The sequence below is a fragment of the Aeromonas sp. 2692-1 genome, assembly GCF_013085505.1.
In the GTDB taxonomy this organism is placed as follows: Bacteria; Pseudomonadota; Gammaproteobacteria; order Enterobacterales; family Aeromonadaceae; genus Aeromonas; species Aeromonas hydrophila.
This window is the reverse complement of sequence record NZ_CP038513.1, coordinates 3,311,631-3,326,765: the sequence shown is the minus strand read 5'-3', so window position 1 is coordinate 3,326,765 and position 15,135 is coordinate 3,311,631. Positions and strand designations below refer to the sequence as shown.

Below are 15,135 nucleotides of genomic sequence, written 5' to 3'. Positions count from 1 at the left end.
TCTGACGACCTCTCTGGCTGACCTTAGCACAGGGTGAAAAACCGGCCTATTCGCCCTTGGTCTTATGACGCGGTTACAGGGTGTCGAGCACGCTCAGATCGAGTCGCACGAACACCAGCTCCCGCCCTGTCACCAGGGTGAGCGGCAAGCCCAGCCCGCGCAGCAGCGCCAGCATGGGGCGATTCTGGGGTAGCACCTCCGCCGTCCACTCGCGAATGCCTTCGGCGCGCGCCAGCAAGGCCAGCGCCAGCAGGATGCGCCGCCCCGCCCCCGGTGCTGAAAGTGATCGGCGACGATGCAGGAGAACTCGGCCCGATCCGGGTGCAGCCGCCGCCGGATGGACTGGGCTTGGGCCAGCGGTCGCCCCTGACCGTCGGTCAGCAGCAGCCCAATCTGCTGCTCCTTGGGGTAATCGAGGAAGAAGGCGAGCTGCTCGTCACTCGGGATCTGCTTGGCGCGCATGAAACGCAGGTAGACGCTCTGCTCGCTGAGTTCGCCATAGGCGGCCCTGATCCGCTCGGGATCGGCTCCCGCCAGCTCCTGCAAGCGGCAAGGAATGCCTCCCACCTCCATCATCAGTGGCAGGGCTGCCCGCGAATGAGGATGCAGCCAGCCGGCCAGGGCGCGCCGCAAGCGGGCCTCGTCCGGTGGCCAGCAGAGATAGCGGGCCACCGTCTACCAGCGCCCCGCCACGCCCTGATCGCGCCACAGGTTGCTGTCCAGCAGGTTGAAGGGATCGTCCAGATAGAGGGCGATCCCGAGCTCCCTGGCCCGGTTGATGAAGCGCCCCAGCAGGGAGTCCGGGGTCATGGCTTCCAGCCCGGGCAGCAGACTCTGTCCCAGCAGCAGGTGCTGCAGCGGCATCCGCTCCAGCAAGTCGAACGGAATGTGCTGATCATTGTCCAGCAGCAGTGCCAGCTTGGCCCCCGCCAGACTGGCCTGCAACACCAGGGCAAAACGCTCCGCCTGGCTCAGCAGGTGGTCGCGCCGGTGGATGAGCAGAGTGAGCTCGCCAGGCTCCCTGCCCTGCTGGACCAGCCACTCGCGTACCCGCTCCCAGCGCGGCGGCAAGCCGGTCACCGCCAGCCAGATGGGCAAGGGCGACGGGGGATCGGACAATAGCCCGAGCAGTCCTTTCTCTTCTCCCTGCCAGGTGCGGATGGTGCGGCGCAAGCCGCTCAAGCGGCGCTGACGCTGCGGCCCCAGATAGAGCGTCTTGAGCAGCCGCAGCAGATCGTCGGCCAGCAGCGGCTTGGCCAGGGCGGCCAGCACGTTGAAACCGGCGTCGTGCAGCAGGCGGCGGGCCCCGTCGATCAGAGTCTGATCGTGGGCCGAGAGCAGCACGATGGGCAAGCCACTGTGCTGGTATTGGGGCTGGCTCATCAGCAGGCTGATGGCATCCTGCTCCACCAGACTGAGATCGCTCACCAGCAGCTTCACCTCGCCGCCGGCCAGCGCCTTGATGCAGGCGTTGCCATCCTGCACCCACTGACAGGGCACCCCCAGCCCCTTGATCTCCTGCTGGATGTGGGCCCCCTGAAACGGGTGATCCTCCAGCAACAGCACCTGGGTCTGGGCCAGCCACTCCTGCCACGCCAGGTAGCGACCATTGACCCCCGCCAGCCAGTCATCGGTGAGGCGATAGACACCCTCGGCCAGCGCCGTCAGCTGCGGCAGATAGTCAGCTCCCACATGGGAGTCGGGATCAAACAGGGCGATGGCACCGGCGGCAAACAACCCTTCCCACTGCCAGCAGGCATCGGGGCGGGTACGGCGCAAGGTGGCGAACTCGGGCAGCTCGACGGCCTTTGCCGTCCGATAGGCGACCCCGTCCAGGGCGTAGATGGTCACGGGGTGAAACAGGCGCTCGTCCGTCTCTTCCGAGTTCAGCAACGCCAGTAACTCTTCATCTGTGATGATCATGTCAGAGCCTCTCACGTAGTCGCCGGCACACCTCATCCAGAGCTTGCCGCAGCGGGGGTAGCAGGGATTGCCGTGGATCCCGTTTCCACTGCTCGATCACCTGAACAAGCGGGGTGGCCCCCACCATTTTGGCGGCCCCCTTCATCTTGTGTAAAGCGGCTTCAAGCGCCATCTCGTCCCCTTGTGTGACGCAGCGCTCAATGTCGGCCAGATCCTGCCCGGTCGCGTCCAGATAGAGCGGGATAAGCTCCGGCGCCAGCAGCGACACCTCCTGCGCTGCCCAGACCTCCCCTTCAGCCGGCAGATCGCTTTGAGGGAGTGATTCGGGTGCGGGCGCCTGGTCGGGCTCGCCCAGGCCGCGCAGCAGGTTGGCCAAGTCTTTGAGCAGCAGCGGCTTGTCCAGATGCCCGCGACAACCACAGCTGGCCAGCTGCGCCGCCGCCTGCTCGCTGAGATCGGCGGTGATGACATAGGTGGGCAGATGCTGCCAGCGCGGCGAGTCACGCAGCTGGCGGCAGAGCTCGGCGCCGTCCATCACCGGCATCTGCAGGTCGGTCAACACCAGATCGACCGTCTCATGCTGCAGGATGTCGAGCGCCAGCTGGCCGTTGGCGGCGCTGATCACCCGGGCCCCCAGCTGGGTCAGCTGCATGCTGATCAACACCCGGTTCACCTCGTGATCTTCGACCAGCAGCACCCGCATCCCCTGCCCCGGCAGCGTGATCATGCCCTGGCTAGAGGGCACCAGCCTTGGCTGCATCAGACTCACCACCGAGCCCGGCACCCAGGGTTCCCCCTGCCAGTCCCAGTAGCGCAGCCCCTGCTCATCCAGCCGGACGCTCAATACCGGGCCGGCCGGATCGTCCTGCAAATCCAGCTCGCCCAGCCAGGGCAGCAGATAGTCCCGCTCCGCCTCGCCGAGTTGCACATGCACGCAGGCCACCCTTGGCCGCCAGCGCGGCATCTCCTGCAGCAGCACCAGTGGCAGCGCACAGAGGAAGCGGCTGCCGCCGGTCGGCCGCGGCTCGACCCGGATCTCGCCCCCCATCTGCTCCATCAGCTGGCGACAGATGGCAAGTCCGAGCCCGGTGCCCTGGGCTCGCGGCTGACCCGCCTCCCCGCCCTGCTCAAAGGGCAGGAACAGGCGCGGCAACAGCTCGGCACTGATGCCGGGTCCCTCATCGTCCACTCCGCACAACAGCTGGGAGCCAGCGCGGCGGGCCCACAGCACCACCTCGCCACGGGAGCTGAACTTGATGGCATTGGCCAGCAGGTTGTGCAGCACCTGCTGCACCCGGTGGGGATCCAGCTCCACCTGGGCGGGCAGTCGATGATCGAGATCCAGCCGCAGTTGCAGGCGCTTGGAGCGAGCCTTGGACCAGTGCACGGCCGCCACGTGCTCGCACAAATCCACCAGATCGGTGGGCTGCAGCGAGAGCGCCAGCTGCCGGTTCTCGTTGCGACTGAAGTCCAGCACGTCGTTGAGCAGACCCAGCAGCTCGTCCCCCGCCTGGCGGACGTGGGCCAGTGCCGAGCGCTGCTCGGCATTGAGGGAGGTGTGGCTGAGCCACTCCAGCAACCCCAGAATGGCGTTCATGGGGGTGCGAATTTCGTGGCTCACCGCCGCGAGGAAACGTCCCTTGGCCAGCACCGCCTGCTCGGCCCGCTCGTGGGAGGCCTGCAGCGCCTGCTCCTGCTCGACCCGGGTCGTGACATCCTGCACCACTCCGTACACCCGCCAGCCCTGCTCGGACTGGCTGCGCCCCCGGCCGTAGAACTGCAGCCAGCGGGTGCCCTTGCCAGGATGCTCATAGCGCAGCGCGTAGGAAAAAGGCTGACCGGCCTGCAGCATCTCCAGCATGGGGGCCTTCATCTTGCGCCTGTCATGTTGATCCAGCCGGCCCAGCGCCTGACCGGGATTGCGGCGGATCTGCTGACTGGCCAGCCCCAGCAGCTCGTAGCTGCCACGGCTGATGAACTCTACCTGGGCGATGCCTTCTCGCTGCAGCAGGAACTGGATCACCACCCCGGGCACCGTATTGGTCAATGCCCGCAGGCGGCGCTCGGCCTGGCGCAGCAAGCGGGTACGCTCGCGCAGGGCGCTGATGTTGGAGAGCGCGATGAGATCCCCCGCCGGCGACTGCTTGCCAAGCTGAAGCGGGATCTGAGCATAGGAGTAGACCTGATCACCCAAGGCCATCTCCCCCTCGCCCCCCTGCAACTGGGCCTCTGGCAGGTGCAGCTCGGCCAGGTAGCGCGCCTCCAGCCGCTTGGCCTGCTTGTTGCGCTTGATGATCTCGCCCTGGTTGTCCCGCAGAAACACCGGCACCGGCAGCGCCTGGAACAGGGACTCCCTGAACTGGCTCTCCAGCGCCAGGGTCTGCTCCATCTCCTGACGCTGGCTCACTTCCCGGGCCAGCTGCTGGCGGGAGCGCCAGATCAGCCAGATGACGCCGGCACTGATCAACAGCGCCAGCGACACCGACCCCAGCCAGATCCCGTAGCTGACCCCGGCTTGCTGGGTCAGCACCAGCCGGCGCCAGCGCTGATTGAGATCGTCATTCTGCTTGCTGGTGAAGGCCATCAGACTCTGTTCCATCACCCCGGCGAGTCGCGGGCTGTGATGGCTGATGGCAAATCCCAGTCCGAAGCGTTGAGGTAGCTCCCTGATATCCAGCCCGTCCAGCTGGTTGTTGCGAAGCGGGTATTGCAGCTGGTAGAGCTCGGCCAGCATGGCGTCGGCCTCACCGCTTTGCACCGCCGCAAGCCCCTGCGCCAGGGTGTCGCTTTTGCGCCAATGATGTTCGCCACCCAGCCGGGCCAGCATCGCTTCGTCATAGAGGGTAGCGGGCACCACTATGTCGCCCTTCACCGCAGCCAGCGTGTCGAACGACTTCGCCTTGCGACTGACCAGGGCATAGCGATTGAGCGCCATGATGCGGGTAAAGTCGAAGGCAGCGGTCAGCGCCGGCGTCTCCAGCAGGCCGGCCATCATGTCTGCCTCACCGCTGCGCAGCTTGGCCAACGCCTCTTCCTTGCTGGCGGTCGGGATCACGTGGAAGTTGAGCCCGGTCTGCTGGCTCACCTGCCGCAGTACGTCGGCGCTCCACCCCTTGAGTTCTCCCTGCTCGTCGAGACCGCTGTAGGGCATGAAATCCGGGTTGACGACCAGCTTGATGGCACGGGAGGTGCCGACCAACCAGGCCTGCTCCTTGTCGGTGAAGTGCAGCGGGTTGATGTCCTGCTCCCCCTGCGCCAGATAACGGTCCAGATCCTTATAGAGGGAGCCGGGCGGCAGATAACGGATGGCGGTATCGATGAGCTCGCGCAGTTCCGGCTGGTCGCGCATCATCAGCCGGTAGCTCACCACCAGTTCATCGCTGCGCAGCCGGCGCAGCCGCAGCCCCTGATCCGGGTATTCGCGCATCAGGTAGCGCAATTGCAGATAGTCACCGAGATAGGCGGTCCCCTTGCCAGCCGCCAGCGCCGCATACCAGTTGTCCGCCTCGGTCAGGGGCAACTGGGTTGAGCGGGGATAAAGTGCCTTGAGCACCTCGTTCGCCTGCCAGATGGGGGATACCAGGAAGGTCGCCCGCTCCAGATCGCCGCGATAGAGGATAGCGGACTCGGCCTCCAGCATGGCACGACTGAGCGCCATGCCCGGCAGGGCCTGCAATGAAGGACCGACATTGGGAATGAGATCGCAGCGCCCCTCCTGCAAGCCGCGCTGCACCGCCGACCAGTTGGGCAGCTTCTCGTGCAGGAGCGGAAAAGGGAGCTGCTCTGCCAACCGCTCCATCTGATCGATCAGCAAGCCTCCCGACTCTTCGAGATAAGGCGGCCGGATCAGCGCCGGATAACAGATGGTCAGCGACTTGGTGGCATCGGCATACGCCTTGGCCGCCGTGGAGAGGGGGAGATCCATCGCCTGCAGTGGCGCAGCCAGCAACAGGCCTAACAATAGGCTGGTTTTTCTCATGAAAAAATAAAAGCCAGGCGGCTGCCTGGCTTTTTGTCACTCGTTGGGCTCAACATTTTCGACCCTGGCCTTGAGCTTCTGACCAGGGCGGAAGGTGACCACCCGCCGGGCGCTGATAGGAATATCTTCGCCGGTTTTCGGGTTACGTCCAGGACGCTGGTTCTTCTCACGAAGATCAAAGTTACCGAAGCCTGAAATCTTGACTTGTTCACCACGCTCAAGCGCTTGTCTGATCTCTTCAAAGAAGGCTTCCACCATATCTTTGGCTTCACGCTTGCTCATCCCGAGCTGGGTGAACAGGTGCTCTGCAATGTCGGCTTTGGTAAGCGCCATAGATCAATCCCTCAAGGATGCATTCAACTCTTCACCAAGGGCCCGCACGACATTGTCTACGGTCTCGGCAATCTCTTTCTCCTCCAGAGTGCGCTGGGTGTCTTGCAGAACAAGACTGATGGCCAGGCTCTTCTTGTCCTCTGCCATGCCAGCACCCTGGTATACGTCAAACAAGTTTATTCCAACTACCTGATTTCCGCCAACTTTTTTAATTACTGCGAGGACATCACCGGCCAGGACATGACGATCAACCACCACGGCGATGTCACGACGGTTGGCAGGGAACTTGGAAACCTCGGCAGCAACCGGCACCTTGGCCGGGGTCAGCTTGTCCAGCTCCAGCTCGAACATCACGGCGCGGCTCTTCAGACCCAGCTTCTTCTCGAGGCTCGGGTGGATCACGCCGATGTGGCCGATGACCACGCCATTGCGCAGGATGGCGGCGCTCTGGCCCGGGTGCAGGGCGCTGTGCTCGGCACGCTCGAAGCTGAAGGTGGCTCCTTCGGCGGTCAAGTCCAGCACCGCTTCCAGATCCCCTTTCAAATCAAAGAAGTCGGCAGCGCGGCTCTTGATGTCCCAGTGCTCGTCGCTCTGGTTGCCGGTGATGATGCCGGCCAGTATGGGCTCCTGACGGATGCCGTTCTCGGCGTTTTCGTCTTTGATGAAGCGCAGGCCCTGTTCGAACAGGCGCACCCGTGGCTGCTGACGGTTCTGGTTGTAAACCACGGCCTGCACCAGACCCGGGAACAGAGAGACGCGCATGGCGGACATCTCGACCGAAATCGGGTTCGGCAGCACGATGGCATCGCTCTGCGGGAACAGGGTCTGCTGAGCCTTGGGATCGACGAAGCTGTAGGTGATCGCTTCCTGGAAGCCGCGATCAACCAGCAGGTCGCGCACGCGCTTCAAGGTCACCTGCCCTTCTGCCTGCTCCACCATCGCCAGAGAGGCGGCGGGTTTGAGGTTCGGGATGTTGTTGTAGCCGTAGATGCGGGCCACTTCCTCGATGAGGTCTTCCTCGATGGCGATATCGAAACGCCAGGAGGGAGCCAGCGCGGTCCAGCCGTCGGCTTCAATGGTTACCTGCATGCCTAGGCGGGTCAGGATCTCGACCACCTGAGCATCCGCCACGCTGATACCGATCACCTTGTCGAGCTTGGTGCGACGCAGCTTGATGGGGGCCGCTTTGGGCAGGTGGGCATCGGATTTGACCTCGATGACCGGACCGGCTTCACCGCCACAAATGTCCAGCAGCAGACGGGTGGCTCTGTCCATCACCTTGGCCTGCAGCTGCGGATCCACCCCGCGCTCGAAGCGGTGGGAGGAGTCGGTGTGCAGACCATAAGCACGGGCACGGCCAGTGATCGAGAGCGGCGCGAAGAAGGCGCACTCCAGCAGGATGTCGGTAGTGGTCTCGGAGACACCGGTGCGATCGCCGCCGAAGATGCCGGCCATGCAGGCAGGACCTTTGGCATCGGCAATCACCAAAGTCGTCTCTTTGAGCTTCACCTCGTTGCCATCGAGCAGAGTCATCGGCTCGTCGCTACGAGCGCGGCGCACCACCAGTTCCCCTTCAAGCGTCGCCAGATCGAAGGCGTGCATCGGCTGACCGTATTCCAGCAGCAGGTAGTTGGTGATGTCGACGATGGCGTCGATGGAACGAATACCGCCACGGCGCAGCTTCTCCTGCATCCAGAGCGGGCTCTGGGCGTGCAGGTCCAGCCCCTTGATGACGCGGCCCAGATAACGGGGGCAATCAGCCGGCGCTTCAACCCGGATCGGGAAGCTAGCGTCGATGGTGGCAACAACTGGCGCCCAGGTCGGCTCGACCACGTCCACGCTGTTGAGCACGCCGATTTCACGGGCCAGACCCGCGATGCCGAGGCAATCGGCACGGTTCGGGGTCAGATCCACGTCGATGCTGACGTCGTTGAGCGCGAGGTATTCGCGGATATCGGTACCGATGGGTGCATCCAGCGGCAGCTCGATGATGCCATCGGCTTCGACGTCGATCCCCAGCTCGCTGAAGGAGCAGAGCATGCCGTGAGACGGCTGGCCGCGCAGCTTGGCTTTCTTGATGGTGAAATCACCCGGCAGGGTCGCCCCTACTTTGGCTACGCACACTTTCAGGCCGGTGCGGCAGTTCGGCGCGCCGCAGACGATGTCCAGCAGCTCGGCCTCGCCCACGTTGACCTTGGTCACCCGCAGCTTGTCGGCGTCCGGGTGCTGGGCGCACTCGACCACTTCACCCACCACCACGTTGTTGAACTGGCCGGCCACAGCTTCCACGGCGTCCACTTCCAGACCGGCCATAGTGATCTGCTCGGCCAGTGCGTTGTCACTCAACTCGGTGCGGACCCACTCCATCACCCAGGATTTACTGAATTTCATGTTCTCTCGCCCTTACTTGAACTGCTTGAGGAAGCGCAGATCGTTTTCGAAGAAGGCACGAAGGTCGTTGACCCCGTAACGCAGCATGGTCAGGCGCTCAACGCCCATGCCGAAGGCAAAACCGGAGTATTTTTCCGGATCGATGCCGACCGAACGCAGCACGTTCGGGTGCACCATGCCGCAGCCCAGCACCTCCAGCCACTTGCCGTTCTTGCCCATCACGTCCACTTCGGCGCTCGGCTCGGTGAACGGGAAGTAGGAAGGACGGAAGCGAATGGTCAGGTCTTCCTCGAAGTAGTTGCGCAGGAAGTCGTGCAGGATCCCTTTCAGCTCGGTGAAGCTGGCATGCTCGTCGACCAGCAGGCCTTCGACCTGGTGGAACATCGGGGTGTGGGTCATGTCGTAGTCATTACGATAGACGCGGCCCGGCGCAATGATGCGGATCGGCGGCTGCTGATGTTCCATGGTGCGGATCTGCACACCGGAGGTGTGGGTACGCAACATCAAATCAGGATTGAAGTAGAAGGTATCGTGATCGGTACGCGCCGGGTGATGAGCCGGGATGTTCAACGCATCGAAGTTGTGGAAGCCATCTTCAATCTCGGGACCACGGGCAACCTTGAAGCCCATCTCGCCAAACAGGCGTTCGATGCGCTCGATGGTGCGGGTCACCGGGTGCAGACCGCCATTTTCGATGCGGCGGCCCGGCAGGCTGACGTCGATGGTCTCGGCTGCCAGCTTCTGGTTCAGCACGGCGACTTCGAGGGCTTCACGACGCTCGTTCAGGGCATCCTGAACCTGCTGTTTGGCCTGGTTGATCACGGCGCCCGCGGCAGGACGCTCTTCAGCAGACAGGGCGCCCAGGCCCTTCATCTGCTCGGTAAAAAAGCCCTTTTTACCCAGATATTTGACCCGGATTTCGTCAAGGGCGGCGATGTCGCTTACGCCCTCAATTTCGGCCCTGGCTTGGCCGACTACTTCTTCAAGCTGTTGCATGTCTTCCTCGTCACCACTCCCGGTACAGGAGCCTTTAGGCTAAATAAGGTCAAGAGGGGAATAATACAAAAAAAGCCCCTTCACTGACCATAGTTAAGGTGCCCTTTTCTCCCTAGAAATCATTTTGTTATCAAGTAGGGCTTCGAGCCGGACCGGCTTCTTCTTCGTGATTGGTTACACACAATTTTAGTTTGATGGCATATGGAGCCATATGTATGGCTATCATGATGGTAGAGACATCACCGTCTGCAAGCGGCAAATGACAGACAACAAAAAAGGAGGCCTGAGCCTCCTTTTAGCATTTATAACAGAACCGGATTAAACCAGAGCTGCTTTGGCCTTTTCAACCAGGGCGGTGAAAGCCAGCTTGTCGTGAACGGCGATATCGGACAGGATCTTGCGATCGATCTCGATGGAAGCCTTCTTCAGACCGTTGATCAGACGGCTGTAGGACAGACCGTTCTGACGGGCTGCTGCGTTGATACGAGCAATCCACAGTTGACGGAACTGACGCTTTTTCTGGCGACGGTCACGGTAGGCATACTGACCAGCTTTGGTTACCGCTTGTACCGCTACGCGGTAAACACGGGAACGGGCGCCGTAGTAACCCTTGGCGGCTTTCATTACTTTCTTGTGACGAGCGCGAGCGGTCACACCACGTTTAACTCTTGGCATTTTTCACATCCCCCCTTATGCGTACGGCAGACAAGCGACAACACGTTTGTGGTCGGCAGCGGAAACAAAGAACTTCGGTCCCAGCTGACGCTTACGCTTACTGCTCTTCTTGGTCAGGATGTGACGCAGGTGGTTGTGCTTGCACTTGAAGCGACCTGAGCCAGTCTTCTTGAAGCGCTTTGCGGCGCCCCGGTTGGTTTTCATCTTCGGCATTTCATACTCCGCATTGTGAGTGACAACAAAATCGCAAGGCGAACCGACTCATGGGGCTGACCCCATGAGTCAATTTCTTGTGGGCCTTAAGATTTCTTCTTAGGTGCGAGGACCATCACAGCTTGACGGCCTTCGACTTTCGGGAACGATTCGACTACGGCCAGCTCTTCCAGATCGTTCTTGACGCGCTCCAGAACCTTGATACCAAGTTCCTGGTGGGCCATTTCACGACCACGGAAGCGCAGGGTGACCTTTGCCTTGTCCCCGTCTTCCAGAAAGCGAACCAGGTTGCGTAGTTTTACCTGATAGTCGCCTTCGTCGGTGCCAGGACGGAATTTGATTTCCTTGACCTGGACGACTTTCTGCTTTTTCTTCTGTTCTTTGGTGGTCTTGCTCTTTTCGTAGAGGAATTTGCCGTAATCCATGATCCGGCAAACGGGCGGCTCAGCGTTCGGACTGATCTCGACCAGATCCACTCCGGCCTCAAGGGCCAAGTTCAGGGCATCCTGGATGGAGGTGATGCCAATGGCTTCACCATCCAGACCAGTCAGACGAACTTCTTTCAGACGGATCTCTTCGTTGATCCGGTGAGCGCGGGCTTGCGGTTGCTTGCCCAGTTTTTTTCCGCCTTTTATAGCTTATTCCTCCACTTTCTTTTGTCCGCGGGTCTGAACTTCCTGGGTCAACAGAGCAATCAGCTCTTCAACAGGATAAGTGCCCAGGTCAGCCCCTTTACGAGTACGCACTGCAATCTTGCCGGCTTCTACTTCTTTATCGCCGCAGACCAGCATGAAGGGTACTCGCTTCAAAGTATGCTCGCGGATTTTAAAGCCAATCTTCTCATTTCTCAAGTCCGCTTTTGCGCGAAGGCCCGCATCATTCAATGCTTTGGCTACTTTCACTGCATAATCGGCCTGATTGTCGGTGATATTCATGACCACGGCTTGAGTCGGTGCCAGCCAGGTCGGGAACAGCCCGGCGTACTCTTCGGTCAGGATCCCGATGAAACGCTCCAGCGAGCCCAGAATGGCGCGGTGGATCATCACGGGAACATGACGTTCATTGTCTTCACCCACGTAGGTGGCGCCCAGACGGCCCGGCAGGGCAAAATCGAGCTGCACGGTACCACATTGCCACGCACGATCAAGGCAATCGTGCAGGGTAAATTCGATCTTGGGACCGTAGAAGGCCCCCTCACCCGGCTGCAGATCGTACTTCAGGCCGTTCAGCACCAGGGCTTCGGCCAGCGCGGCCTCGGCGCGATCCCAGGCTTCATCGGAGCCGATACGCTGTTCCGGACGAGTGGAGAGCTTGACCACGATGTTCTCGAAGCCGAAGGTGCCATAGACGTCGTAGACCATGCGGATACAGGCTGACACCTCTTCCATGATCTGCTCTTCGGTACAGAAGATGTGCGCGTCATCCTGGGTAAAACCACGTACCCGCATCAGGCCGTGCAGGGAGCCTGACGGCTCGTTGCGGTGGCAGGAGCCGAACTCGGCCATGCGCAGCGGCAGATCGCGGTAGGATTTCAGACCCTGGTTGAAGATCTGCACGTGACCCGGGCAGTTCATCGGCTTGATGGCGTACTCGCGGTTCTCGGACTGGGTGGTGAACATGGCCTGGGCGTATTTCTCCCAGTGACCTGAACGCTCCCACAGCACGCGATCCATCATGAAGGGGCCTTTCACCTCCTGATAGTCGTACTCTTTGAGCTTGCCGCGGATGAAGGTTTCCAGCTCACGGAAGATGGTCCAGCCATCGTTGTGCCAGAACACCATGCCGGGCGCTTCTTCCTGCATGTGATACAGGTCGAGTTGCTTGCCGATCTTGCGGTGGTCGCGCTTGGCGGCCTCTTCGAGGCGCTGCAGGTAAGCCTTGAGCTGCTTCTTGTCGGCCCAGGCGGTGCCGTAGATGCGCTGCAGCATCTTGTTGTTGGAGTCACCGCGCCAGTAGGCGCCGGACATCTTCTGCAACTTGAAGTGGTGGCAGTGACGCATGTTGGGCACGTGCGGGCCGCGACACATGTCGATGTACTCTTCGTGATGATACAGACCAGGCTGGTCATCACGGGCAATGTTCTGATCCAGGATCTCGACCTTGTAGGTCTCGCCACGGGCTTCGAACACGTCACGTGCTTCCTGCCAGGAGACCTTCTTCTTGATGACGTCGTAATCCTTGGCGGCCAGCGCCAGCATGCGCTCTTCCAGCGCCGCCAGATCTTCGTCGGTCAGGGTACGATCGAGATCGATGTCGTAGTAGAAACCGTTGTCGATGACGGGACCGATGGCCATCTTGGTCTGGGGCCAGAGTTGCTTGATGGCATGACCCAGCAGGTGAGCACACGAGTGGCGCAGGATGTCCAGACCTTCTTCGTCTTTGGCGGTGATGATGGCCAGGGAGGCATCGGCTTCGATCAGCTCGCAGGCATCCACCAGTTCACCGTTTACCCGACCGGCAATGCACGCCTTGGCGAGACCGGGACCGATGTCCGCGGCCACATCCATGACGGAAACGGCGTGGGCAAATTGACGTTGGCTGCCATCAGGCAGAGTAATGATTGGCATTATGTGTTTCCTTATACAGTGGTGCCCCCTACCAAAGGGCACATGCGGGATGGAAAGATTCATTCAAAAATGGGTGATGTTCTGGCTCTCCACAGCACTTTGCGAAGGCGCCCTGCGATGCAAACAACCCGTTCAACGTCGCAAGACAAACCAAAAACCGGACCATGCTACCAGAAGTAGGCGGGGCTGTATCGGGTTTGCTGAGGTTTTCTACAGTCAGATGAAGTGCTTGGCAGCTATTCCCCCAGCAGGGGCTGCCAGTTGAAATCGAATGTGGAGCTCCCCTCCTGCGCCAGTTCCAGCTCCTGCAGCACCTTGAGCGCCAGCTGATTGCCCTGCTTGGCGGCCTGATAGAGCCACTCCTTGGCACGGGGCAGATCGACCCGTCCGCTGACCCCCATCAGATGCAGCACGCCCACCTTCAACATGGCGGGCACATCGCCGTTCTTGGCTGCCAGCTCCATCCAGTGAAACGCCTCGCGCAGATCCCGCTTCACCCCGGCCCCCCGCAGGTAGACCTCCCCCAGCCGGTATTGGCCGAAGGCATCCCCCGCCTGCGCCGCCTGACGATAGAGCGTGATGGCCCGGCTGATATCCTGCTCGCTCCCCTGCCCCACTTCATGGCTCCAGCCCATCAGCGCCTGGGCCCGTGGCTGGCCCTGTTCGGCCAGCGGCGACCAGATCCGGGTCGCCTCATCGAAGTGACCGGTGCGCCAGGCGCGATTGGCCGAGGCCAGCTCCTGCTCGGTGGAGAGCGGGATCAGGCGCCAGATAACCAGCGCAATGACAGCGATGAAGAGCCAGCGGGAGGTGATGGGTGCCATGATGATTTCCGTGATCCAGTTCGCATTTCGTCTATGTAAACGAAATGTAGCGCCGCGATCAAGCAAGAGATCCCTTTGACATGCTTTTTATGGCCGGCTGAGCCAGCAGGGCTTGCATTCGGCAATGGGGGCCAGCATGATACCTGTATGTATAAACAGTACTGGTAAGGTGCGATGGCAGGTCGAGGCAGTTCCCACAATGTTGATCACCGCTTCAGTGGCCAGCGGGTCGATGCGGTCGACGACGGCTGGTCCCAACCCGAGTGGGAAGCGGCATTTGCCGCCAGCGATCCCCACACCGAGGTGACGGAGATCAGCGCCCGCAGCATCATCAGTTACAACAGCTCTCCCGACGTCCCTTTCAGCCGCTCCATCAACCCCTATCAGGGCTGTGAGCACGGCTGCATCTATTGCTACGCCAGACCGAGCCACGCCTATCTCGAGCTCTCCCCCGGCCTCGACTTCGAGACCCGCCTGTTCGCCAAGCTCAATGCCGCCGAGCTGCTGCGCCGGGAGTTTGCCAGACCCGCCTATCAGCCGCAGACCATAGTGCTGGGAGCCAATACCGACCCCTATCAGCCCATCGAGCACCACTATCGCCTCACCCGCGAGCTATTGACGGTGATGCTGGCCCACCGCCATCCGGTCGGGATCATCACCAAGAGCGCCATGATATTGCGCGACCTCGATCTGCTGACGGAGCTGGCCCGGGAGGAGCTCTGCCAGGTGATAGTATCGGTCACCACCCTGAATGAGACGTTGCGGCGACAGCTGGAGCCAAGAGCCAGCACCGGGGCCGGCCGGCTCAAGGTGGTGGAGAAACTGGCCGGCGCCGGCGTGCCGGTCGGCGTGCTGGCGGCCCCCATGATCCCGCGGCTCAACGAGCCCGAGCTCGAGCAGATCATCAAAAGCGCTGCCGAGGCCGGAGCCCATTGCGCCGACTATATCCTGCTGCGACTGCCCCACGAGCTGGCGCCGCTGTTCAGTGACTGGCTTGATGAGCACTATCCCGGCCAGAAGGAGGCGATCCTCAACCAGCTGCGAGCCAGCCGGGACGGCGCCCTCAACACTCCCGCCTTCGGCAGCCGGATGCGGGGAGAAGGCCAGTTTGCCGATCTGCTGGCCCAGCGCTTTCGGTTGATTGCCAAGCGGCTCGGGCTCGGCAAGCGCCATTTTCAACTGCGCCAGGATGCCTTCATCCGCCCTGGCGAGCAGTTGCGGCTGTTCTAGGCCC

The 15,135-nt window shown here is 61.6% G+C and carries 11 protein-coding genes and 1 pseudogene; 1 reads left to right on the top strand and 11 read right to left on the bottom strand.

The genetic code is table 11. The features are described 5' to 3' along the window. Window positions 1-73: 73 nt before the first annotated feature. The 11 genes and pseudogenes from E5E97_RS15690 to E5E97_RS15640 all read right to left on the bottom strand — a co-directional run bounded on the left by E5E97_RS15690 (window position 74) and on the right by E5E97_RS15640 (window position 13,901). Window positions 74-672, bottom strand: a pseudogene (locus E5E97_RS15690) (GNAT family N-acetyltransferase). Window positions 673-675: 3 nt separating this feature from the next. Next, window positions 676-1,923, bottom strand: coding sequence for a response regulator (locus E5E97_RS15685; protein ID WP_171280528.1), 1,248 nt, complete (start codon window positions 1,921-1,923; stop codon window positions 676-678). 1 nt (window position 1,924) lies between these two features. Further along, complete coding sequence (locus E5E97_RS15680) at window positions 1,925-5,884, bottom strand: transporter substrate-binding domain-containing protein (RefSeq protein WP_171281227.1); 3,960 nt, start codon at window positions 5,882-5,884, stop codon at window positions 1,925-1,927. Window positions 5,885-5,938: 54 nt separating this feature from the next. Then, complete coding sequence (gene ihfA / locus E5E97_RS15675) at window positions 5,939-6,235, bottom strand: integration host factor subunit alpha (protein WP_005300715.1); 297 nt, start codon at window positions 6,233-6,235, stop codon at window positions 5,939-5,941. Between the two features lie 3 nt (window positions 6,236-6,238). Continuing rightward, window positions 6,239-8,626 carry a phenylalanine--tRNA ligase subunit beta gene (gene pheT, locus E5E97_RS15670; RefSeq protein WP_171280527.1) on the bottom strand — a complete coding sequence of 796 codons (2,388 nt, stop codon included), beginning with the start codon at window positions 8,624-8,626 and terminating at the stop codon, window positions 6,239-6,241. Window positions 8,627-8,638: 12 nt separating this feature from the next. Next, on the bottom strand, window positions 8,639-9,622 hold the full coding sequence (pheS, locus tag E5E97_RS15665) for a phenylalanine--tRNA ligase subunit alpha (RefSeq protein ID WP_016350663.1): 984 nt from the start codon (window positions 9,620-9,622) through the stop codon (window positions 8,639-8,641). Window positions 9,623-9,940: 318 nt separating this feature from the next. Beyond that, entirely contained in the window at window positions 9,941-10,297 is a 357-nt protein-coding gene (gene rplT, locus E5E97_RS15660) for a 50S ribosomal protein L20 (protein WP_005300683.1), read from the bottom strand. Between the two features lie 15 nt (window positions 10,298-10,312). Next, the gene (gene rpmI / locus E5E97_RS15655; RefSeq protein ID WP_005300673.1) at window positions 10,313-10,510 is read right to left on the bottom strand and encodes a 50S ribosomal protein L35; all 198 of its coding nucleotides are present in this window, start codon (window positions 10,508-10,510) and stop codon (window positions 10,313-10,315) included. An 86-nt stretch (window positions 10,511-10,596) separates the two neighbouring features. Further along, entirely contained in the window at window positions 10,597-11,127 is a 531-nt protein-coding gene (infC, locus tag E5E97_RS15650; protein ID WP_208021905.1) for a translation initiation factor IF-3, read from the bottom strand. Between the two features lie 21 nt (window positions 11,128-11,148). After that, window positions 11,149-13,077, bottom strand: a complete 1,929-nt coding sequence (thrS, locus tag E5E97_RS15645) for a threonine--tRNA ligase (RefSeq protein ID WP_039213599.1) — start codon at window positions 13,075-13,077, stop codon at window positions 11,149-11,151. A gap of 236 nt (window positions 13,078-13,313) precedes the next feature. Further along, window positions 13,314-13,901, bottom strand: a complete 588-nt coding sequence (locus tag E5E97_RS15640; RefSeq protein WP_026080375.1) for a tetratricopeptide repeat protein — start codon at window positions 13,899-13,901, stop codon at window positions 13,314-13,316. Between the two features lie 174 nt (window positions 13,902-14,075). Between E5E97_RS15640 and E5E97_RS15635 the strand changes: the two genes are divergently transcribed. Beyond that, the gene (locus E5E97_RS15635) at window positions 14,076-15,131 is read left to right on the top strand and encodes a PA0069 family radical SAM protein (RefSeq protein WP_171280526.1); all 1,056 of its coding nucleotides are present in this window, start codon (window positions 14,076-14,078) and stop codon (window positions 15,129-15,131) included. The last annotated feature ends 4 nt before the right edge of the window (window positions 15,132-15,135 follow it).

Excerpts from the sequence above, each read along its gene's own strand:
- E5E97_RS15635 (WP_171280526.1), top strand. The coding sequence starts at position 14,076 with ATGGCAGGTCGAGGCAGTTCCCACAATGTTGATCACCGCTTCAGTGGC.
- E5E97_RS15685 (WP_171280528.1), bottom strand. The coding sequence starts at position 1,923 with ATGATCATCACAGATGAAGAGTTACTGGCGTTGCTGAACTCGGAAGAG.
- ihfA (WP_005300715.1), bottom strand. The coding sequence starts at position 6,235 with ATGGCGCTTACCAAAGCCGACATTGCAGAGCACCTGTTCACCCAGCTC.
- rpmI (WP_005300673.1), bottom strand. The coding sequence starts at position 10,510 with ATGCCGAAGATGAAAACCAACCGGGGCGCCGCAAAGCGCTTCAAGAAG.
- pheT (WP_171280527.1), bottom strand. The coding sequence starts at position 8,626 with ATGAAATTCAGTAAATCCTGGGTGATGGAGTGGGTCCGCACCGAGTTG.
- thrS (WP_039213599.1), bottom strand. The coding sequence starts at position 13,077 with ATGCCAATCATTACTCTGCCTGATGGCAGCCAACGTCAATTTGCCCAC.
- rplT (WP_005300683.1), bottom strand. The coding sequence starts at position 10,297 with ATGCCAAGAGTTAAACGTGGTGTGACCGCTCGCGCTCGTCACAAGAAA.
- E5E97_RS15640 (WP_026080375.1), bottom strand. The coding sequence starts at position 13,901 with ATGGCACCCATCACCTCCCGCTGGCTCTTCATCGCTGTCATTGCGCTG.
- pheS (WP_016350663.1), bottom strand. The coding sequence starts at position 9,622 with ATGCAACAGCTTGAAGAAGTAGTCGGCCAAGCCAGGGCCGAAATTGAG.